A 14,944-nucleotide genomic window follows, 5' to 3' on the forward strand; every position below is an offset into this window, starting at 1 on the left:
GGAGCTTATCGCTCCTTTTTTTATTTTCGCTATATTAAATATTATTATTTAAATTTACTAATGTTTCAAATACATAGCTCCAAGCTTTCTTCCTTCTTCAAAAGCTTCTATGTTTAAATCCTGTGTTCCTTTTGGTACACGGTTACTTACAGAATATTTTATGTGTTCTGCATCAATATATCTAAGTACAGAACTTATAACTCCTAAAGTAATAATATTAGCTGTCATAGGCTTTTTAATTACCTCTTTAGCAGTGTGTAATATTGGAACTTTATAAATATTTGGATTTTGATTGTCTTTTGTATCAATTGAAGAGTCTATTATAATTATGCTATTAGATTTCGCATCTTTTGAATATTCATCAAAAGATTTTTGAGTTAGAGATATTAGTATATCAGAATTTACTACCTTAGGAAAATTTATATGCCTATTACTTAGTATTACTTCTGATTTACTAGCTCCTCCTCTTGCTTCAGGACCATATGATTGAGACTGTATTGCGTTTAGATTTGATAAAATAGCTCCTTCTGCTAATATTATTCCTGCAAGTATAAGACCTTGCCCTCCAGAACCACTCAGTCTTATTTCTGTTTTCATATACATTCCCCTATCTTTTAAAATTTATCTATTATCTTTTGATACTCTTCTGTATATTCTGGTAGCTGTACATCTTTAAAAACACCTATAGCTATTTTATTCTGTTCTATACTGCTTCTTAAATCATTTGTCATTATGCTATGAGCTTTTATTTCTTTCATCAGTTCTACTGAAGAACCTTTTTTATTTTTTCTTCCGTAATATGTAGGACATACGCTTAATCCTTCTACAACTGAAAAACCTTTATGCATAATCGCTTTTTTAGTGTAGTCTATCATTTGTTTTGCATGGTATGCACTTGCTCTTGCTACAAATGTTGCACCTGCTGCTGCTGATAAGTCGCATATATCAAATGGCTTATCAATATTTCCAAAAGGAGCTGTAGTTGCCTTATCATTAGTAGGTGTTGTTGGTGAGTATTGCCCACCTGTCATACCATAAATGTTATTATTAAATACTATTGTAGTTATATCTATATTTCTTCTACAAGAATGTATTAGATGGTTACCACCTATAGCTGTTGCATCTCCATCTCCAGTTATTACTATAACATGAACATCTGGTTGTGCAAGCTTTATACCTGTAGCAAATGCAAGAGCTCTACCATGAGTAGTGTGAACTGTATTGTAATCAAAATATCCACTAGCTCTCGAAGAACAACCAATGCCTGATACTACACATATCTTATTCTTGTCTATATCTAATTCTTCTATTGCTCTAGCTATTGAGTGCATTAATATGCCATGACCGCATCCTGGACACCATATATGAGGTAATCTATTTGTTCTAAAGTTATTTTCAATAATCTTACTTGGCATAAACACACACCTCCTCAATAGCCTTTATTATTTCATCAGGTGAAATTATATCACCGTTATATTTATTTATTCCTGTAATCTTACAGTCATCTTTTACTATTCTTTCTACTTCTAATCTCATTTGACCCATATTCATCTCTGGTACAAATATATGATCTACTCTTTGGCTTAACTCCTTAAGAGCTTGTTCTGGGAAAGGCCATACAGTTTTTACTGCAAGTAATCCTACCTTCTCTCCCCTCTCTCTTAATTCATCAACTGCATCTTTAGAACATCTAGCCATACATCCAAAACTTACCATAAGTTTTTGGCAATCTTCTGTATGATAGTGTTCATATATTAATATATCATCTAAGTTATTTTCTATTTTATCATTTAATCTAGTAAGAAGCTTGTGTGCTTCTTTTGTGCTATTGCTTGGGAATCCTGTTTCATCATGAACAAGTCCAGTAACATGGAACTTATAACCATATCCTATTCCCTCCATTGGTGGAACTAAATCCTCCGTAACTTCATAAGCTCTATAATCTTCCTTACTTCTAGTAGCTCTTTTTCTATCTAGTACCTCTAAGTCTTCTAAACCTGTAAGCTCTACCTTTTCTCTCATATGTCCAATTACTTCATCTAAAAGAAGTATAACTGGTGTTCTATATTTTTCTGCTAAATTAAAAGCTTTAACAGTAAGTGTGTAAGCTTCTAATACTGACGTTGGTGATATCGCTATTATAGAGTGGTCACCATGAGTCCCCCATTTTGCCTGCATTAAATCTCCTTGTGCAGGACTTGTTGGTAGTCCAGTACTTGGACCACTTCTTTGAACGTTTACAATTACACATGGTGTTTCTGTAATACATGCGTATCCTATTGCTTCTTGTTTTAAAGAAAAACCAGGTCCACTAGTGGCAGTCATAGATTTCTTCCCTGCTATTGATGCACCTATTACTGCAGACATAGATGCTATTTCATCTTCCATTTGAATAAAAGTACCCTTAACTTTTGGTAACATTAATGATGATATTTCTGCTATTTCTGTAGATGGTGTTATTGGGTATCCTGCAAAAAATTTCATTCCTGCATGTATCGCTCCGTGCACGCAGGCTTCATTTCCTTGTAATAACTTTGCCTTAATCGCCATAATCTACACCTTTCATTATTTAATTTCTTCTACATGTATTGCGAAGTCTGGACATCTTAGTTCACACAATCCACAAAGAATACAGTTTGATTTATCCTTCATGAAAACGCCTTCCTCATCTAGTTCAAGCACCTTCTTAGGGCAGAACTCTACACATATTCCACAAGCTTTGCACCATGATTTATCTATAACCAATTCTTTTGCCAATAATCTCACCTTCTTTACCTAAGATATTGTATATGATTATATAATTTTTTTTATTACATATATAAATTTTACAATGCATGTCCATTTTCCTCCTTTATTTCTACATTTTATTTAGAAATTACTCCAAAAAAATAAGGAAGCCATAATTTTTAATCTTTTCGACAAAAATTATGGCTTCCTTATTGCAAAGGTTTTCATAGCTGAAATTCTCCTAAATATTAGTTTGTAGTTATTTTTTTGAAATTATTGTTCATGATATTTCATTCATGAAACATTAGCTGCATATATTGTTAATAATTTTTCATTAATTATTCAGCGTCATAATCTGGTGCGTAATCATAATCCATATCCTCTTCATAGTCAAAGTATACTAATTCTACTGATTCATTCATATTTATACCTCCTTAAAATTTTATTATTTCTTATTATATATAGTAATATATATTTTCATTTTTTGCAAGAGTTTTTTTTTATCTTTCATTTTTATTTTATTATATGCAGCTTTTTCGTTTATGATACTCGTTTATGAATTTTTGTTATTAAAAATTTCATAAATTATTTTGACTATTTCAAGGTAATATTTATTAGATTGCATAGTTTATAAAATATAAATTTTTTTCTCTATTTTTAAAAAAAAATATTTTTTTCTTATATAATTCATGACTCCAATAAAAATAGGATGACACTTTGCCATCCTATTTTTATATATTATTTTTAAGTAGTCTCATTGCTATTAACTATCTCTTTTTTTATTTCTTTATTTTTGCTAAATAAGTTAGTACATATTCCTGCTATAATAAGTAATCCTGCTATGATTTTTACTAATGATATAGATTCTCCTAAAATAAAGAATGCTAATATCATAGAAAATACCGGAACTAAATTTATATATAAAGACGTTTTTGTTGGTCCTATTTTCTTATTAGACATTTGTTGTATTAAATATCCAAATACTGATGGGAATATAGCCATATATACTACAGAAGTCCATCCATTTATACTTACATTAGGTAAATACACCCAGGGTTTTTCGTATATGACAAAAGGAATAAGTAATATTACGCAAGTCAAAAATGCATAACTTGTTATTTTAATTGGTGAATATGTCTCTAAAGCTTTTTTAGATAATATCCCATATATAGCCCAACAAAATACTGCTATTATCATTAATATATCTCCAGTATTAAATTTCAAGCTTAATAGTACCCCCATATCTCCACCTGTAGCTATTAACATTACTCCAAATAAAGATATTAGTATACCTATTATACTTTTGTATGTTATTTTCTCCTTTAAAAATATGCATGCAAGTATTGTTGTTACGATAGGATTTGTTGCTCCTATTAATGATGAGTTTGTTGCTGTTGTGTATTTTAAGCTTAGGAAGAAAAATACATGATATCCTATCATTCCTACTACACCTAAAATCACAAACATCTTAATATCTTTTTTAGTTATTTTCCAATCTTCTTCAACTTTTATCATTATCATAAATATAATTATTGTTGCTATTAAAAATCTAAAAAATACTAATGAAAACACAGGAAACTCAGCTATAGATAACTTCCCTGCAATAAATGCACCTGCCCAAAATACGGTAGCAAGTAACATCATATATTTTTCTAGTTTGTTTTTCATCCTCTTCCCCTTTACTACTTATTTATCTCCCCTAATCTATCCGTAATATCTACTATATCTACTACTCCATTATTATAAGTTACTTTCATTTTTACATAGTCAAACTTATTACCATAGTCTTTTTTGGGTACGTTAACTTCATAATAGCTATTCTCATAAGTGTCGCCATCTACATTATTTTCACTTATTTTATATTCACAAGTGTATAGTTTTTCTTTTCCTTTAAATCCTATTATCATATCAATGTCTTTTATAGTATTCTCTACCTGATAATCATAATAACTATATGCAGTTGCGGATAAGCTGATTTCTTCTTCACTCCATCCATAACTTACATCAGGTTCTCCAGGAATAAATTCACTTTTATCGATTATACCTATTTCACTACTTTCAGAATTTGTATTGCTTACAACAATTTTGTACTCATATTGATTACCATATGGTAAATCAAAATTTCCAACATAAGATAATTCACTAGATTTTTCTAGCTCTATTTCCCTCCAATTTTTTTCACTTTTATCTTTATACATAAATAATACTTTCGAATCATTGTCTACCTTAGAAAGCTCTGCCCTTGCATCTAGGTTATGTCCACCATCTATGTTTTTATTAAATGAAAAACTAACATCCTTTGTTAAGTGGCTCCTACCTATTTCTTCATATATAGTAGATTGTATATTTGAGTTTATTGAGTTCATTAGCTCAAGAACCTGTATCCTTACATCATCATTATCTTGATGTAAATCTACTAAATCTCTTTTAATTTGGATTAAGCTTATTGTCTGGTATAAAAAAAGAACTGCTATTACGGACAGGCCTATTATCTTTGTATACTTTTTCATACTCTAATCCCCCCTTTTTTTATTATATGACTACTATGTCACAAAACTCTCCCCCACAGAACAAACTATATTATATTTATTTTATCTTTTTCTATATGTTAAATTTCTACGAAATTATTACATACTCAAAGAATCTCTCTTGAAACTCTACTAAAGCTCTTATTGAATCTAAGCTATATTTATCTTTTTCTTTGCATACTACTAGCTTATCTTCAACATCATTTATTCTTTTTATTATTGCTACTACGCACCCCTTATATGTTTCTAATGGTTCAAATTCACCTATAATATAAACATCAATTTCTTCCCCATCACCAGAGATCGTATCCGGTATGTACCCATAGTTTAATGTATATATAAAGTCATGTTTAGGATGTTTACTTCCTAATGGTCTATCTATTTTTATTTTTACTTCTTGACCTAAATAGTTTTCTAATTTACTTTTCAATACTATACCTCCCAACATAATATTAAAAGCTTAAAATATTAGCCTTTAACCTAAGTATGAGCCTTTATATATCGTATCATATACCTAAATAAATAGAATTATTTTCCTCTTACTTTTTGTATTAGTTTTATATACTGTGCGTCTCCTACTCCATAGTTTTCAAATTTTACAAACAAATATTTTAACAATTCTTCACTACTTAATTCTTTATTTTCCTTTATGTATTTTATTATTTCATTGTCTTCTTTAACAAAGTCTAGATAAAGATTTAAACCCTGTTCTAATGTTTTTATTTTAGCTTCATTATTATTCAAATTATTTATCATTGTATCTATATATAATTGATAATATCCTTTTATATCTATATCAAAACTATCCAATAAGTCGAATTCATTATTAGTAAGATTATAAGTTATTAAACCTTCATAATTTTTATAGTCTAAATATGCTAATATAGTAAGCATGTTTATTTGACAAAACATATCTGCATCAAACCATAATACTATATGGTCAAAATCTAATTTTAATAATCTATAAAGTGTATCTATTATGAAGTCTTTATACTGCTCGAAAGCTACATTGTGCGTTTTTAGCCTATTTTCTATAAATTCTTTTGAAAAAGGTATTTTATCATAATGTCCTATACACATTGCTTCATTGAAAGGTACTATTTCACCATCATAGCTAATATTATTATTTATAAAATAATCATACATACATTGACCATTAAGTATATTTAAAGTTTTTTTATTTTTCACTATATTTCCCCTTATTCTATACATTATTATTTTCAAATAAAGATGAACCATCTTATCAGATAGCTCATCTTTAGATTTTAACATATTTTATCATTTATAGTACTTCAATTGTAGATTCTTTAATTCCTTCATTTTTAAGCATTTCTTTAACCTTACTTAATACATCACTTTTGTTAGATTTTTCTTGTGTTTTTATTGATGCTGTTACTACGTGCATTTCTCCATCCATAGTCCACATGTTTATTTTTTCAATTTTTTCTATCTCTTCAATTTCCATTATATGCTCTTTTATTTCTTCATAAAGATCTTCATCTGGTACTCTTTGCATCATTATCATAATAGATGTTCTTAAATTTAATATTATATTTCTTCCTATTACAAAACATATACCAAGGGAAAGAATAGGGTCTAATATATACAAATTAGTAAAGTATATTACTATACTTACTACTAATACAGCTATCCATCCTAATAAATCTTCCATTAGATGCATCATTACTGTTTTATCTAATATCTTTTTAGAGCCCTTCATTCTAAATACTGATGCTCCATTAATTGCTATACCTATAAATGCTAAAAGCAACATTCCCTCAGCTTTTACAACCTTTGGATCAGCTAAAGCTTGAATTGCTTCATTAAATACAAATATTGTCCCTACTGAAAGTACTATTATATTTATAAATGCACCTATAAGTGATAATCTTTTATATCCATAAGTGTATCTTTCATTTGCATCTTTTTTACCTATTTTTTCAAATATAAAAGATAATGCTAGTGCTATACTATCTCCAAAATCATGTACTGCATCTGATAATATTGCTGTACTTCCCGTTATAATACCACCAAATAGTTCTAATATTGAAAATCCAAAGTTTAGTAAAAATGCAATAGTTACGTTACTTACACTATCTTCATCTCCATGTGAATGACTATGATTATGTTTCATACTACCATCTCCTTATTTATGTTTAATATGCTCTAATGCCCTATTTACAATGTCTACAATATGTTCATCATCTAATGAATAATAAACATTTTTTCCTTCTTTTCTGCTTTTCACTTGTCTCTCATTTTTTAATTTTTTTAATTGATGACTTACCGCTGACTTAGTCATATTAAGGACAACTGCTAAATCACAAACACACAATTCTTCTTGAGCCAATGATGTTATTATTCTCATACGGGTGTTATCCCCTAACACTTTAAACAAATTAGATAACTGTGTTATTTCTTCATTTGGTAATGTATTTTCTTTTACTTTCTCTACTTTTTCTTTATCTATTGCAGTGCAATCGCACATATTATTTTTATCCATATTATCCTCCTTTTTAGTCGAATACTTATTCAACTGTTAAATTCATTATAGTTGAATAAACATTCAACTGTCAATGTAATTTTAAAATTTCTAAAAAAAAATAAAGATGCTTATAACAAAGTATCTTTATTTCTTAATGAATTTATACATTCTATTCTTCATCTTCAACATATTCTAAAATATCCCCGGGTTGACAATCTAGTATCTTACAAATTTCATTTAATGTTGAAAATCTAATTGCCTTAGCCTTATTATTTTTTAGTATTGATAAGTTAGCAGTAGTTATGTCTATTTTCTCCGATAAATCTTTTAATGATATTTTTCTTTTAGCCATCATTACATCTAAGTTAACTATTATAGACATCATTTTCACCTATATAGTTAAATCATTTTCAGTTTTTATTTTTATTGCTTTATCAAAAATTTCAGCCATTACAAAACACATTAAAGCTGATAAAAAACAAATTATCATTGGAACTGTTATTGCTCCATGTGATGTTGCTAGTATTTGTATATTCCCAACATTATTTCCACTATACCCCATAATACATTCAAAAATAGAATTATATATCAAGCAGTACCCCATGATTCTAAACCTTTTTACATTTTCAATTATGAAAGGTGTTGTTTCAGTAGTTTTAATAAGATTCAACAAATATTTAGCTACAATAGCATAATTTAATAAGTATATTAGGTTTAATATAACTCCAAATAATTTGATAAAACTAAATTCAGAAATGATTTGAGGAATCAATGATCCAAATCCAATTAATATAGTTATAGATAATAATACTAATGCAAAAAACAATATAAAACTTAAAATACCTTTAGAAAAACTATTCTTCATAAATTCACACTCCACTATAAGTTTTTAATAACTTTGACTCTAATTATAAGTTGGTGATATTCCTCAACTATATAGTAAGGTTATTTTCATCTTTTATCTTTATTGCTTCTTCAAAAGAGTCTGCAATTACAAAGCATAAAAGAGCTGCAACAAAGTATATAGCCATACCTGGAGTTATAAATACTCCTGGAGCTAAATCTAAAAATCTTAATCCATGCATTCCACTCATTATCATAGAAATATACTCTATTAATAAATTAAAAAGTAAAAGATATCCTATCTTCTTGAAGCGTTTTACATTTTCATTTACAAATATACTTATCTTTGAACTACTTACTATATCCCCCAAAGATACAATAATAAGTAAATACGAAACCCCTAAAGCATAAAAAGCTAATTGTGGAACTATATTTTTTAAATTACTAATATTATCAAGTACATATGGTATCCCCACAAAAAATCCCATTATTAGTATTAATCCCAGTGCAAAGAATAAAATTGGTAATGAAGTACTTAACATTCTTTTCGCTAAATTATTTGACATATTTAACACCCCTTTTTTATTTTATACTATAATGATAATACATTTAATATCGTTTATCAATATATAATTCTTGTTTTTTAATATATTATTATTGATTTTTAATGTTTTTATACATTTCAATATCCATAATCATTGCTCCAATTTTAATTAATGCTTAATCATAATAATGATTTATTAAAAAAACCGTATCACTAATTAGCGATACGGTATATATTAAAATTCTTTTTCTATTATTTTTACCATTCCATCTAAAGCTTCTTCTACTATTAAATCTCCCTTTTCTTTAGAACTAGTTCTTCCTATTGATAATAAACCAGACTGAGGTACTAAGTCTTTTGGTATTGGATAAACATGATAAGTTGGAACTTCCTCTATTTTTTCATCTATTAATCTATCCATATGTACAAGCTCAGGAGCAAATTTTAATATTAATGATGTTTCAGTAATAGCAGCATGCTCTAATGCCCATCCCGGGAACTCTATTTCATCAAAAACTTTATCAATCGTGCTTTGAGTTATTAAATCCCACCAGCTCATCATAAGTATTTTTGTTCCTTCTGGCATTGTTTTACTTACTAAATCTATTGCTTCAAGTAAAAATGCTTGATTTTCAAAGTGAGAGTTTAATAATACTATTTTCTTAACATTGTCTCTTATTAACTCTTCTATAATATCCTTTACTAAGTTTATTAATGTTGATCCATTTAAATCTATAGTTCCTGGGAATAAAGGTCCTCCTCCAGATGCAGGCTGAGACTTATACCCATAGTTGATTGATGGCATTACTATACCATTTACCTCGTCTGCTAAAAGACTAGCAAATCCTTCAGATATTATTGTGTCTGTATAAAGTGGTAAGTGTGGTCCATGTTGTTCTACTGAACCTATTGGTAATATTACTACATCTTTATCTTTTCTTTCATTAAATTCATACCAAGTCATGTTTTTCATTAAAGTCATTGTTATTCCTCCCCAATTTATTGATGAAATAATTATAAGCTAATTTATATACCTATTATTCATTATCTAAGCTTTTAAGATAATCATATATCATCAATGCATTCATTAGTTCATTTTTTAAATTTTGGTCTTCTAAATTATTATTTAATACATCTTTTATTTTATTTAACCTGTATATTAAGGTATTTCTATGTATATACATTTCTTTTGAAGTATTTATTAAATTGCAGTTATTTTTTAAATATAATCTTAAAGTTTTTAATAATTCTAAGCTTTTGTTACTCCCTATAATTGGACCTAATAACTCATCTGCATAACTTTTAAGTTTTTCGTAGTTATTCACTTCAAATAATACCTTATAAAAACCTAAATTTATATAATCTATTATTTTGGTATCCCAATCATTATATTTATAAAGGTTATAACTTTTACTACACTCTACATAGCTTTCACCTACACGATATATACTATCGTACATATTTCCCATACTTAAGGCTAAATCAATAAACTTTGATAATTGATGATTAATACATGCTAATACTTTCTTTTTCTTATCAAAATCTTCTTTTTTATCTAACTGTACAATACAAATAATATTATTATCTTGAATATCTAACATATTCATAATACAAGCTTTATCTAGCATACTTTTTAGTATGTTTAATATATACTCAATATTATAATTTTTTTCTATGAGGCTTTCTTTTAGTATAAAGTTAGCTACAAAAACATGTTTATCTAACTTCAAATTACTATACTTTATTAGATTATTTATTTTTTCTTTATCTAAATTTTGAGAATATAATAATTCTATGAAAAGCTCTTTTTCCTTATTTTGTTTGTAGTTTAATTCCATTATATAATTTGCTATTTCTTTTGTAACATCTATAAGTTTAATATCCCAGGGCATTTCGAATAAAGGTAATGATAATTCATCTGCCTTTTTAATTATGTGTTCATCTATTTTGCTAATATACTCGCTGTTAGTAAGTATAACTAATCCCGATATATCCTTTGATACACACTGATGAATTAAGTTTATTATTTTTTCACTACTTAATTCCATGTTCATTCCTGTTAAAAACATTAACTCTCCACCATTTATCCATTCAGAAAAATCTAATGTTTGGCATATATATGGCCAAGATATGTTTTTATATATTCCTTTATCTCCTGCTACTAGTTTAATATTTTTAAATATCTTAAGGTTTAATAAATCATTGCAACTTACCATATACTGCAAGTTCCTTTCCAAAAATAAAGTATTCTACACAATTATATCATATAAGAATAACTTTATTTCTGGTATTTATCCTAAGAATAAGCTACTAGTCTTTATTATTTCTGGCACTCTTTTAAATACTAATTTTCCATTTCTTACTGAATATAATACTGATACTCTATCGCATATTGCGTCAAATTCTGTACTTGCATTTAATACTATAAAGTTAGCTTTTTTACCAACTTCTATTCCGTAAGTATCACTTATATTTAAAGTTTTGGCTCCATTTACTGTTATTAAATCAAGAGCGTTATTTATTTCTTCAAAACTCATCATCTGACATATGTGAATACCTGCATCTAATATGTTCATTAAGTTTCCAGATCCTAGTGGATACCAAGGGTCTGACATAGAATCTTGAGCAAAACAAACATTTATTCCTTCTTCTACCATTTCTTTTACTCTAGTTACCCCACGACGTTTTGGGTAGCTATCAAATCTACCTTGAAGATGAATATTTTCAGTTGGACATGCTATAAAGTTTAGTTTAGACTCTTTTAACAGTTTAAAAAGCTTATATGTGTATGCATTATTGTATGAGTGCATTGCACAAGTATGACTTGCCGTTACTTTTTCACCTATTCCTTCTAAATAAGCATGTGCTGCTAATACTTCTAAAAATCTAGATTGTTCATCATCAGTTTCATCACAATGTACATCTACTAATTTGTTATATTTCATAGCAAGCTCTATAGTTTTCTTAACTGATTTTTCTCCAAATTCTCTTGTGTATTCAAAGTGAGGTATAGCTCCTACTACGTCTGCACCCATTTTTAGAGCTTCTTCTACTAGCTCTTCTCCACCTCTATATGCATACATTCCTTCTTGAGGGAATGCTATTATTTGCATATCTACTAAATCTCCCATTTCTTCTTTTAATTCTAACATTGCTTTTAAAGATGTTAATTTTGTATCAGTTACATCAACGTGAGTTCTTATATGTTGTATCCCACTTAAAATTTGTTTTTTTAATGCTATTTTTGCTCTACTCTTTACATCTTCTTTTGTTAAGCTTGATTTTGAGTCTGACCATCTTTGAATTCCTTCAAACAATGTTCCTGTTGAGTTTGCTGCCCCTGGCGTGTTGGCTGTGTAAACATAGTCTAAGTGAATATGTGGCTCAACATATGGAGGTATAGTTAGCTTTCCTTCTAAATCTATCACCTCCATACCTTCACATTTATATTTATCTTTTAAGTCTTGTGATATTTCTTTTATTAGTTCATTTTCTACTAAAATATCACATATGTTTTTATTCCCCTTTAGTTTTGCATTTATATATAGTATTTTTTTCATAACTCATCTCCTAGTATTAATATATACTCTTTACTAATACTAGCATGTAGCTTGAAACTAATCATTGTACCTAAGGTCTAATTATTTTATATAATTTTGTATTTTATTTGTATACTTCAAATTTATTATTACTATTTGTCTATTTTGATTTTTTTCTAATATATACCACATATATTAATTAGCTTTTAATTATAATTTTCTATCCATCTAGTTAATTTTTTTATTTTTTATCCTAATTTTAAATATACATATTATAAATAAAAAACCGTACCACATATTTGTGATACGATAACTTTACAGCTCAGTAAAAATATTTTTACTGAGCACTTAATCTTTAAATATATGTTCATATATATTTAAGAGATATATCATCTAACTCACTTTTTAGTTTTGTAATATTAAGCTTTGCTGCAATAGGTGAGAATATTTCTATAGTTTCTTTAGCTTTTTCTTTATATCTATCCGGCTCCATATATTTAATAGTTCTCATATTATGAAGTCTATCTGCTAATTTTATTAAAAGTACAGGATTGTCTATTGAAATATCTTCCTCACTAATATTATTAAAATCTGTAAATGCTTTTATTAAGTCTGCTACTTCATCAGAAAAATCTATTTTGACTTGCTCTAATGTATAAGACGTGTTTTGCCATATAATATCATGTAATAATCCTGCTATTATGCATTCCTTCTCTACTTCCATTTGAGATAATAATATTGAAACACTTAATGAGTGAGTTACATATTCTTCACCAGACTTTCTAAATTGACCTTTATGAGCTTTACATGCTAATTTATAAGCCTTTTCTATTGTTTCTAGTTCTTCCTTAGAAAATCTATTTTCTAGATTTTTTACTAATTCTTTATATAAAAGTTCTTTATCAATAAAATCAGGTGTTCCTTCCATAAATACATGGGCATTATTTAATTTATTATCCATAATTTCACCATCTCCATTTTCATTTTTAAAATAATCAATAATATTAATCGCATATATTAAATGCTCAGTTGGAGTAAATCCAAATTTATTCTTAAAGGCTTTTGAAAATCCACTATGAGTTTCATATCCATATTCTTCAGAAACATCAATAATTTTTCTACCTTTAAAGATTTCTTTAGATGCACATATAAGCTTTCTTTCTTTAACATAGTCCATTATTGATATTCCCATATTATCTTTGAAAATTCTAGAAAAATGAAATGCTGAGTACCCTACTTCCCTAGCTATAGTATCTAAACTTAATTCTTCTTTTATATTACTTTCTATATATTTAATACTCTTAAAAATAGCCTCCTCATACCTCAAGTTAATCTCCCCCTATTCTTATTGCTTGATAATTATATTATAGTTATTTTAAATTAAAATGACTGTTCCATATTTGCTATACTTATTTTATAATTGAAATACTATTTACAGGCGAATAATATCATATTCAGATTTTATTAAATATAAAGAGTACAATAGTACAGAAGAGCTTGAACACTACATATATATTATCCAAAACAAATCATATCAAATTTTAAAATTTACTACCTTAATTTTAAATAATCAAACAACGCACAACGAACTCAAGTACCATACTATGCTTGATGAAAAATTAATGTTTGAGCAGCTTACTAGTGAGATTGAAGTAGCTTTGAAAAATAATAGTTTTAATGTGGAGGTAAATAAGCTTGGATTAATAAATTTTAATACAAATCTAAATGTACAAGATATAGCTAGAATCTTTGATAACATTTATTCTAATATAATTAAAGATAAATCCAATACTAATATTGAAAGTAATGGTATATAAGTAAAAAACACGTATTAATTGAATATTATATAAATATAAGACAAATAAATGTATTTGGAGGTAATAAATTATGGCACTTTCACTTTTATTAATAATGTTTATAGTTATGGCAGTTGTTAGTGGATTAAGTATAGCTTTACTTTATTTAGTTAAGAATAATAAAGCTAAAAATATTATATTTTATTTTTTAGCAATATGGTCAATGCTAATTGCTTTTATAAATGCAACTAGCTTACCAAGTAACTATTTACTACAACAAATTATCGCTTGGTCATTCGGTTTCTTAGCAGTAATTGGAATTATAATTAATATTGTAAAAAAAGATAAAGTAAATTTAAGTTATCTATTTGTAACAGCCTCAGTATTATTAGGATTAGCAGATTTATTCTTCTTCTAATATCAAGCTGTATATAATTTTCAACTTATAAAAATAATCTCTACTATCAAGGTAGAGATTATTT

19 protein-coding genes are annotated in these 14,944 nt (G+C 27.4%); 2 read left to right on the forward strand and 17 right to left on the reverse strand.

Annotated features, from left to right (window positions below; translation table 11 throughout):
• Positions 1-57: 57 nt before the first annotated feature.
• From ACI48P_RS03480 to ACI48P_RS03560, 17 genes are all read right to left on the reverse strand, one after another.
• The gene (locus tag ACI48P_RS03480) at positions 58-597 is read right to left on the reverse strand and encodes a 2-oxoacid:acceptor oxidoreductase family protein (RefSeq protein ID WP_475213495.1); all 540 of its coding nucleotides are present in this window, start codon (positions 595-597) and stop codon (positions 58-60) included.
• 17 nt (positions 598-614) lie between these two features.
• Positions 615-1,415, reverse strand: a complete 801-nt coding sequence (locus ACI48P_RS03485; RefSeq protein WP_475213496.1) for a 2-oxoacid:ferredoxin oxidoreductase subunit beta — start codon at positions 1,413-1,415, stop codon at positions 615-617.
• Positions 1,405-2,550 carry a 2-oxoacid:acceptor oxidoreductase subunit alpha gene (locus ACI48P_RS03490; RefSeq protein ID WP_475213497.1) on the reverse strand — a complete coding sequence of 382 codons (1,146 nt, stop codon included), beginning with the start codon at positions 2,548-2,550 and terminating at the stop codon, positions 1,405-1,407. The genes ACI48P_RS03485 and ACI48P_RS03490 overlap by 11 nt, the downstream gene beginning before the upstream one ends.
• 15 nt (positions 2,551-2,565) lie before the next feature.
• Positions 2,566-2,757: a 4Fe-4S dicluster domain-containing protein gene (locus ACI48P_RS03495; RefSeq protein WP_475213498.1), complete on the reverse strand. Its 192-nt coding sequence runs from the start codon at positions 2,755-2,757 to the stop codon at positions 2,566-2,568.
• Between the two features lie 714 nt (positions 2,758-3,471).
• On the reverse strand, positions 3,472-4,395 hold the full coding sequence (locus ACI48P_RS03500) for a DMT family transporter (RefSeq protein ID WP_475213500.1): 924 nt from the start codon (positions 4,393-4,395) through the stop codon (positions 3,472-3,474).
• A 14-nt stretch (positions 4,396-4,409) separates the two neighbouring features.
• The gene (locus tag ACI48P_RS03505; protein WP_475213501.1) at positions 4,410-5,237 is read right to left on the reverse strand and encodes a hypothetical protein; all 828 of its coding nucleotides are present in this window, start codon (positions 5,235-5,237) and stop codon (positions 4,410-4,412) included.
• A 106-nt stretch (positions 5,238-5,343) separates the two neighbouring features.
• Positions 5,344-5,685: an inorganic diphosphatase gene (locus ACI48P_RS03510; RefSeq protein WP_475213502.1), complete on the reverse strand. Its 342-nt coding sequence runs from the start codon at positions 5,683-5,685 to the stop codon at positions 5,344-5,346.
• Between the two features lie 98 nt (positions 5,686-5,783).
• Positions 5,784-6,443 (reverse strand): hypothetical protein, encoded by a 660-nt coding sequence (locus ACI48P_RS03515; protein WP_475213503.1) that lies wholly within the window; start codon positions 6,441-6,443, stop codon positions 5,784-5,786.
• 94 nt (positions 6,444-6,537) lie between these two features.
• On the reverse strand, positions 6,538-7,389 hold the full coding sequence (locus ACI48P_RS03520; protein ID WP_475213504.1) for a cation diffusion facilitator family transporter: 852 nt from the start codon (positions 7,387-7,389) through the stop codon (positions 6,538-6,540).
• Between the two features lie 12 nt (positions 7,390-7,401).
• Positions 7,402-7,758 (reverse strand): ArsR/SmtB family transcription factor, encoded by a 357-nt coding sequence (locus ACI48P_RS03525; protein ID WP_475213506.1) that lies wholly within the window; start codon positions 7,756-7,758, stop codon positions 7,402-7,404.
• A gap of 151 nt (positions 7,759-7,909) precedes the next feature.
• Complete coding sequence (locus ACI48P_RS03530) at positions 7,910-8,122, reverse strand: helix-turn-helix domain-containing protein (protein WP_475213508.1); 213 nt, start codon at positions 8,120-8,122, stop codon at positions 7,910-7,912.
• A gap of 9 nt (positions 8,123-8,131) precedes the next feature.
• Complete coding sequence (locus tag ACI48P_RS03535; protein ID WP_475213510.1) at positions 8,132-8,605, reverse strand: DUF2975 domain-containing protein; 474 nt, start codon at positions 8,603-8,605, stop codon at positions 8,132-8,134.
• 67 nt (positions 8,606-8,672) lie between these two features.
• On the reverse strand, positions 8,673-9,149 hold the full coding sequence (locus ACI48P_RS03540) for a DUF2975 domain-containing protein (RefSeq protein ID WP_475213512.1): 477 nt from the start codon (positions 9,147-9,149) through the stop codon (positions 8,673-8,675).
• 213 nt (positions 9,150-9,362) lie between these two features.
• Positions 9,363-10,109, reverse strand: a complete 747-nt coding sequence (locus tag ACI48P_RS03545) for a creatininase (RefSeq protein ID WP_475213514.1) — start codon at positions 10,107-10,109, stop codon at positions 9,363-9,365.
• 55 nt (positions 10,110-10,164) lie between these two features.
• The gene (locus ACI48P_RS03550) at positions 10,165-11,343 is read right to left on the reverse strand and encodes a PucR family transcriptional regulator (protein WP_475213515.1); all 1,179 of its coding nucleotides are present in this window, start codon (positions 11,341-11,343) and stop codon (positions 10,165-10,167) included.
• A gap of 75 nt (positions 11,344-11,418) precedes the next feature.
• Positions 11,419-12,687 carry a cytosine deaminase gene (gene codA, locus ACI48P_RS03555; protein WP_475213517.1) on the reverse strand — a complete coding sequence of 423 codons (1,269 nt, stop codon included), beginning with the start codon at positions 12,685-12,687 and terminating at the stop codon, positions 11,419-11,421.
• 346 nt (positions 12,688-13,033) lie between these two features.
• Entirely contained in the window at positions 13,034-13,993 is a 960-nt protein-coding gene (locus ACI48P_RS03560) for a helix-turn-helix transcriptional regulator (RefSeq protein ID WP_475213519.1), read from the reverse strand.
• A 277-nt stretch (positions 13,994-14,270) separates the two neighbouring features.
• Here ACI48P_RS03560 and ACI48P_RS03565 point away from each other — a divergent pair, with 277 nt between their 5' ends.
• Together ACI48P_RS03565 and ACI48P_RS03570 are read left to right on the forward strand one after the other, a co-directional pair.
• Positions 14,271-14,483 carry a hypothetical protein gene (locus ACI48P_RS03565; protein ID WP_475213520.1) on the forward strand — a complete coding sequence of 71 codons (213 nt, stop codon included), beginning with the start codon at positions 14,271-14,273 and terminating at the stop codon, positions 14,481-14,483.
• A gap of 70 nt (positions 14,484-14,553) precedes the next feature.
• Positions 14,554-14,880, forward strand: coding sequence for a hypothetical protein (locus ACI48P_RS03570; RefSeq protein ID WP_475213522.1), 327 nt, complete (start codon positions 14,554-14,556; stop codon positions 14,878-14,880).
• Positions 14,881-14,944 lie beyond the last annotated feature (64 nt).

The organism is Romboutsia sp. LXY-2 (genome assembly GCF_056171995.1).

What these genes read in the sequence shown, in the direction of transcription:
- ACI48P_RS03480 (WP_475213495.1), bottom strand. Translation starts at nt 597, where the DNA reads ATGAAAACAGAAATAAGACTGAGTGGTTCTGGAGGGCAAGGTCTTATA.
- ACI48P_RS03485 (WP_475213496.1), bottom strand. Translation starts at nt 1,415, where the DNA reads ATGCCAAGTAAGATTATTGAAAATAACTTTAGAACAAATAGATTACCT.
- ACI48P_RS03490 (WP_475213497.1), bottom strand. Translation starts at nt 2,550, where the DNA reads ATGGCGATTAAGGCAAAGTTATTACAAGGAAATGAAGCCTGCGTGCAC.
- ACI48P_RS03500 (WP_475213500.1), bottom strand. Translation starts at nt 4,395, where the DNA reads ATGAAAAACAAACTAGAAAAATATATGATGTTACTTGCTACCGTATTT.
- ACI48P_RS03505 (WP_475213501.1), bottom strand. Translation starts at nt 5,237, where the DNA reads ATGAAAAAGTATACAAAGATAATAGGCCTGTCCGTAATAGCAGTTCTT.
- ACI48P_RS03520 (WP_475213504.1), bottom strand. Translation starts at nt 7,389, where the DNA reads ATGAAACATAATCATAGTCATTCACATGGAGATGAAGATAGTGTAAGT.
- ACI48P_RS03525 (WP_475213506.1), bottom strand. Translation starts at nt 7,758, where the DNA reads ATGGATAAAAATAATATGTGCGATTGCACTGCAATAGATAAAGAAAAA.
- ACI48P_RS03530 (WP_475213508.1), bottom strand. Translation starts at nt 8,122, where the DNA reads ATGTCTATAATAGTTAACTTAGATGTAATGATGGCTAAAAGAAAAATA.
- ACI48P_RS03535 (WP_475213510.1), bottom strand. Translation starts at nt 8,605, where the DNA reads ATGAAGAATAGTTTTTCTAAAGGTATTTTAAGTTTTATATTGTTTTTT.
- ACI48P_RS03540 (WP_475213512.1), bottom strand. Translation starts at nt 9,149, where the DNA reads ATGTCAAATAATTTAGCGAAAAGAATGTTAAGTACTTCATTACCAATT.
- ACI48P_RS03545 (WP_475213514.1), bottom strand. Translation starts at nt 10,109, where the DNA reads ATGACTTTAATGAAAAACATGACTTGGTATGAATTTAATGAAAGAAAA.
- ACI48P_RS03550 (WP_475213515.1), bottom strand. Translation starts at nt 11,343, where the DNA reads ATGGTAAGTTGCAATGATTTATTAAACCTTAAGATATTTAAAAATATT.
- codA (WP_475213517.1), bottom strand. Translation starts at nt 12,687, where the DNA reads ATGAAAAAAATACTATATATAAATGCAAAACTAAAGGGGAATAAAAAC.
- ACI48P_RS03565 (WP_475213520.1), top strand. Translation starts at nt 14,271, where the DNA reads ATGCTTGATGAAAAATTAATGTTTGAGCAGCTTACTAGTGAGATTGAA.
- ACI48P_RS03570 (WP_475213522.1), top strand. Translation starts at nt 14,554, where the DNA reads ATGGCACTTTCACTTTTATTAATAATGTTTATAGTTATGGCAGTTGTT.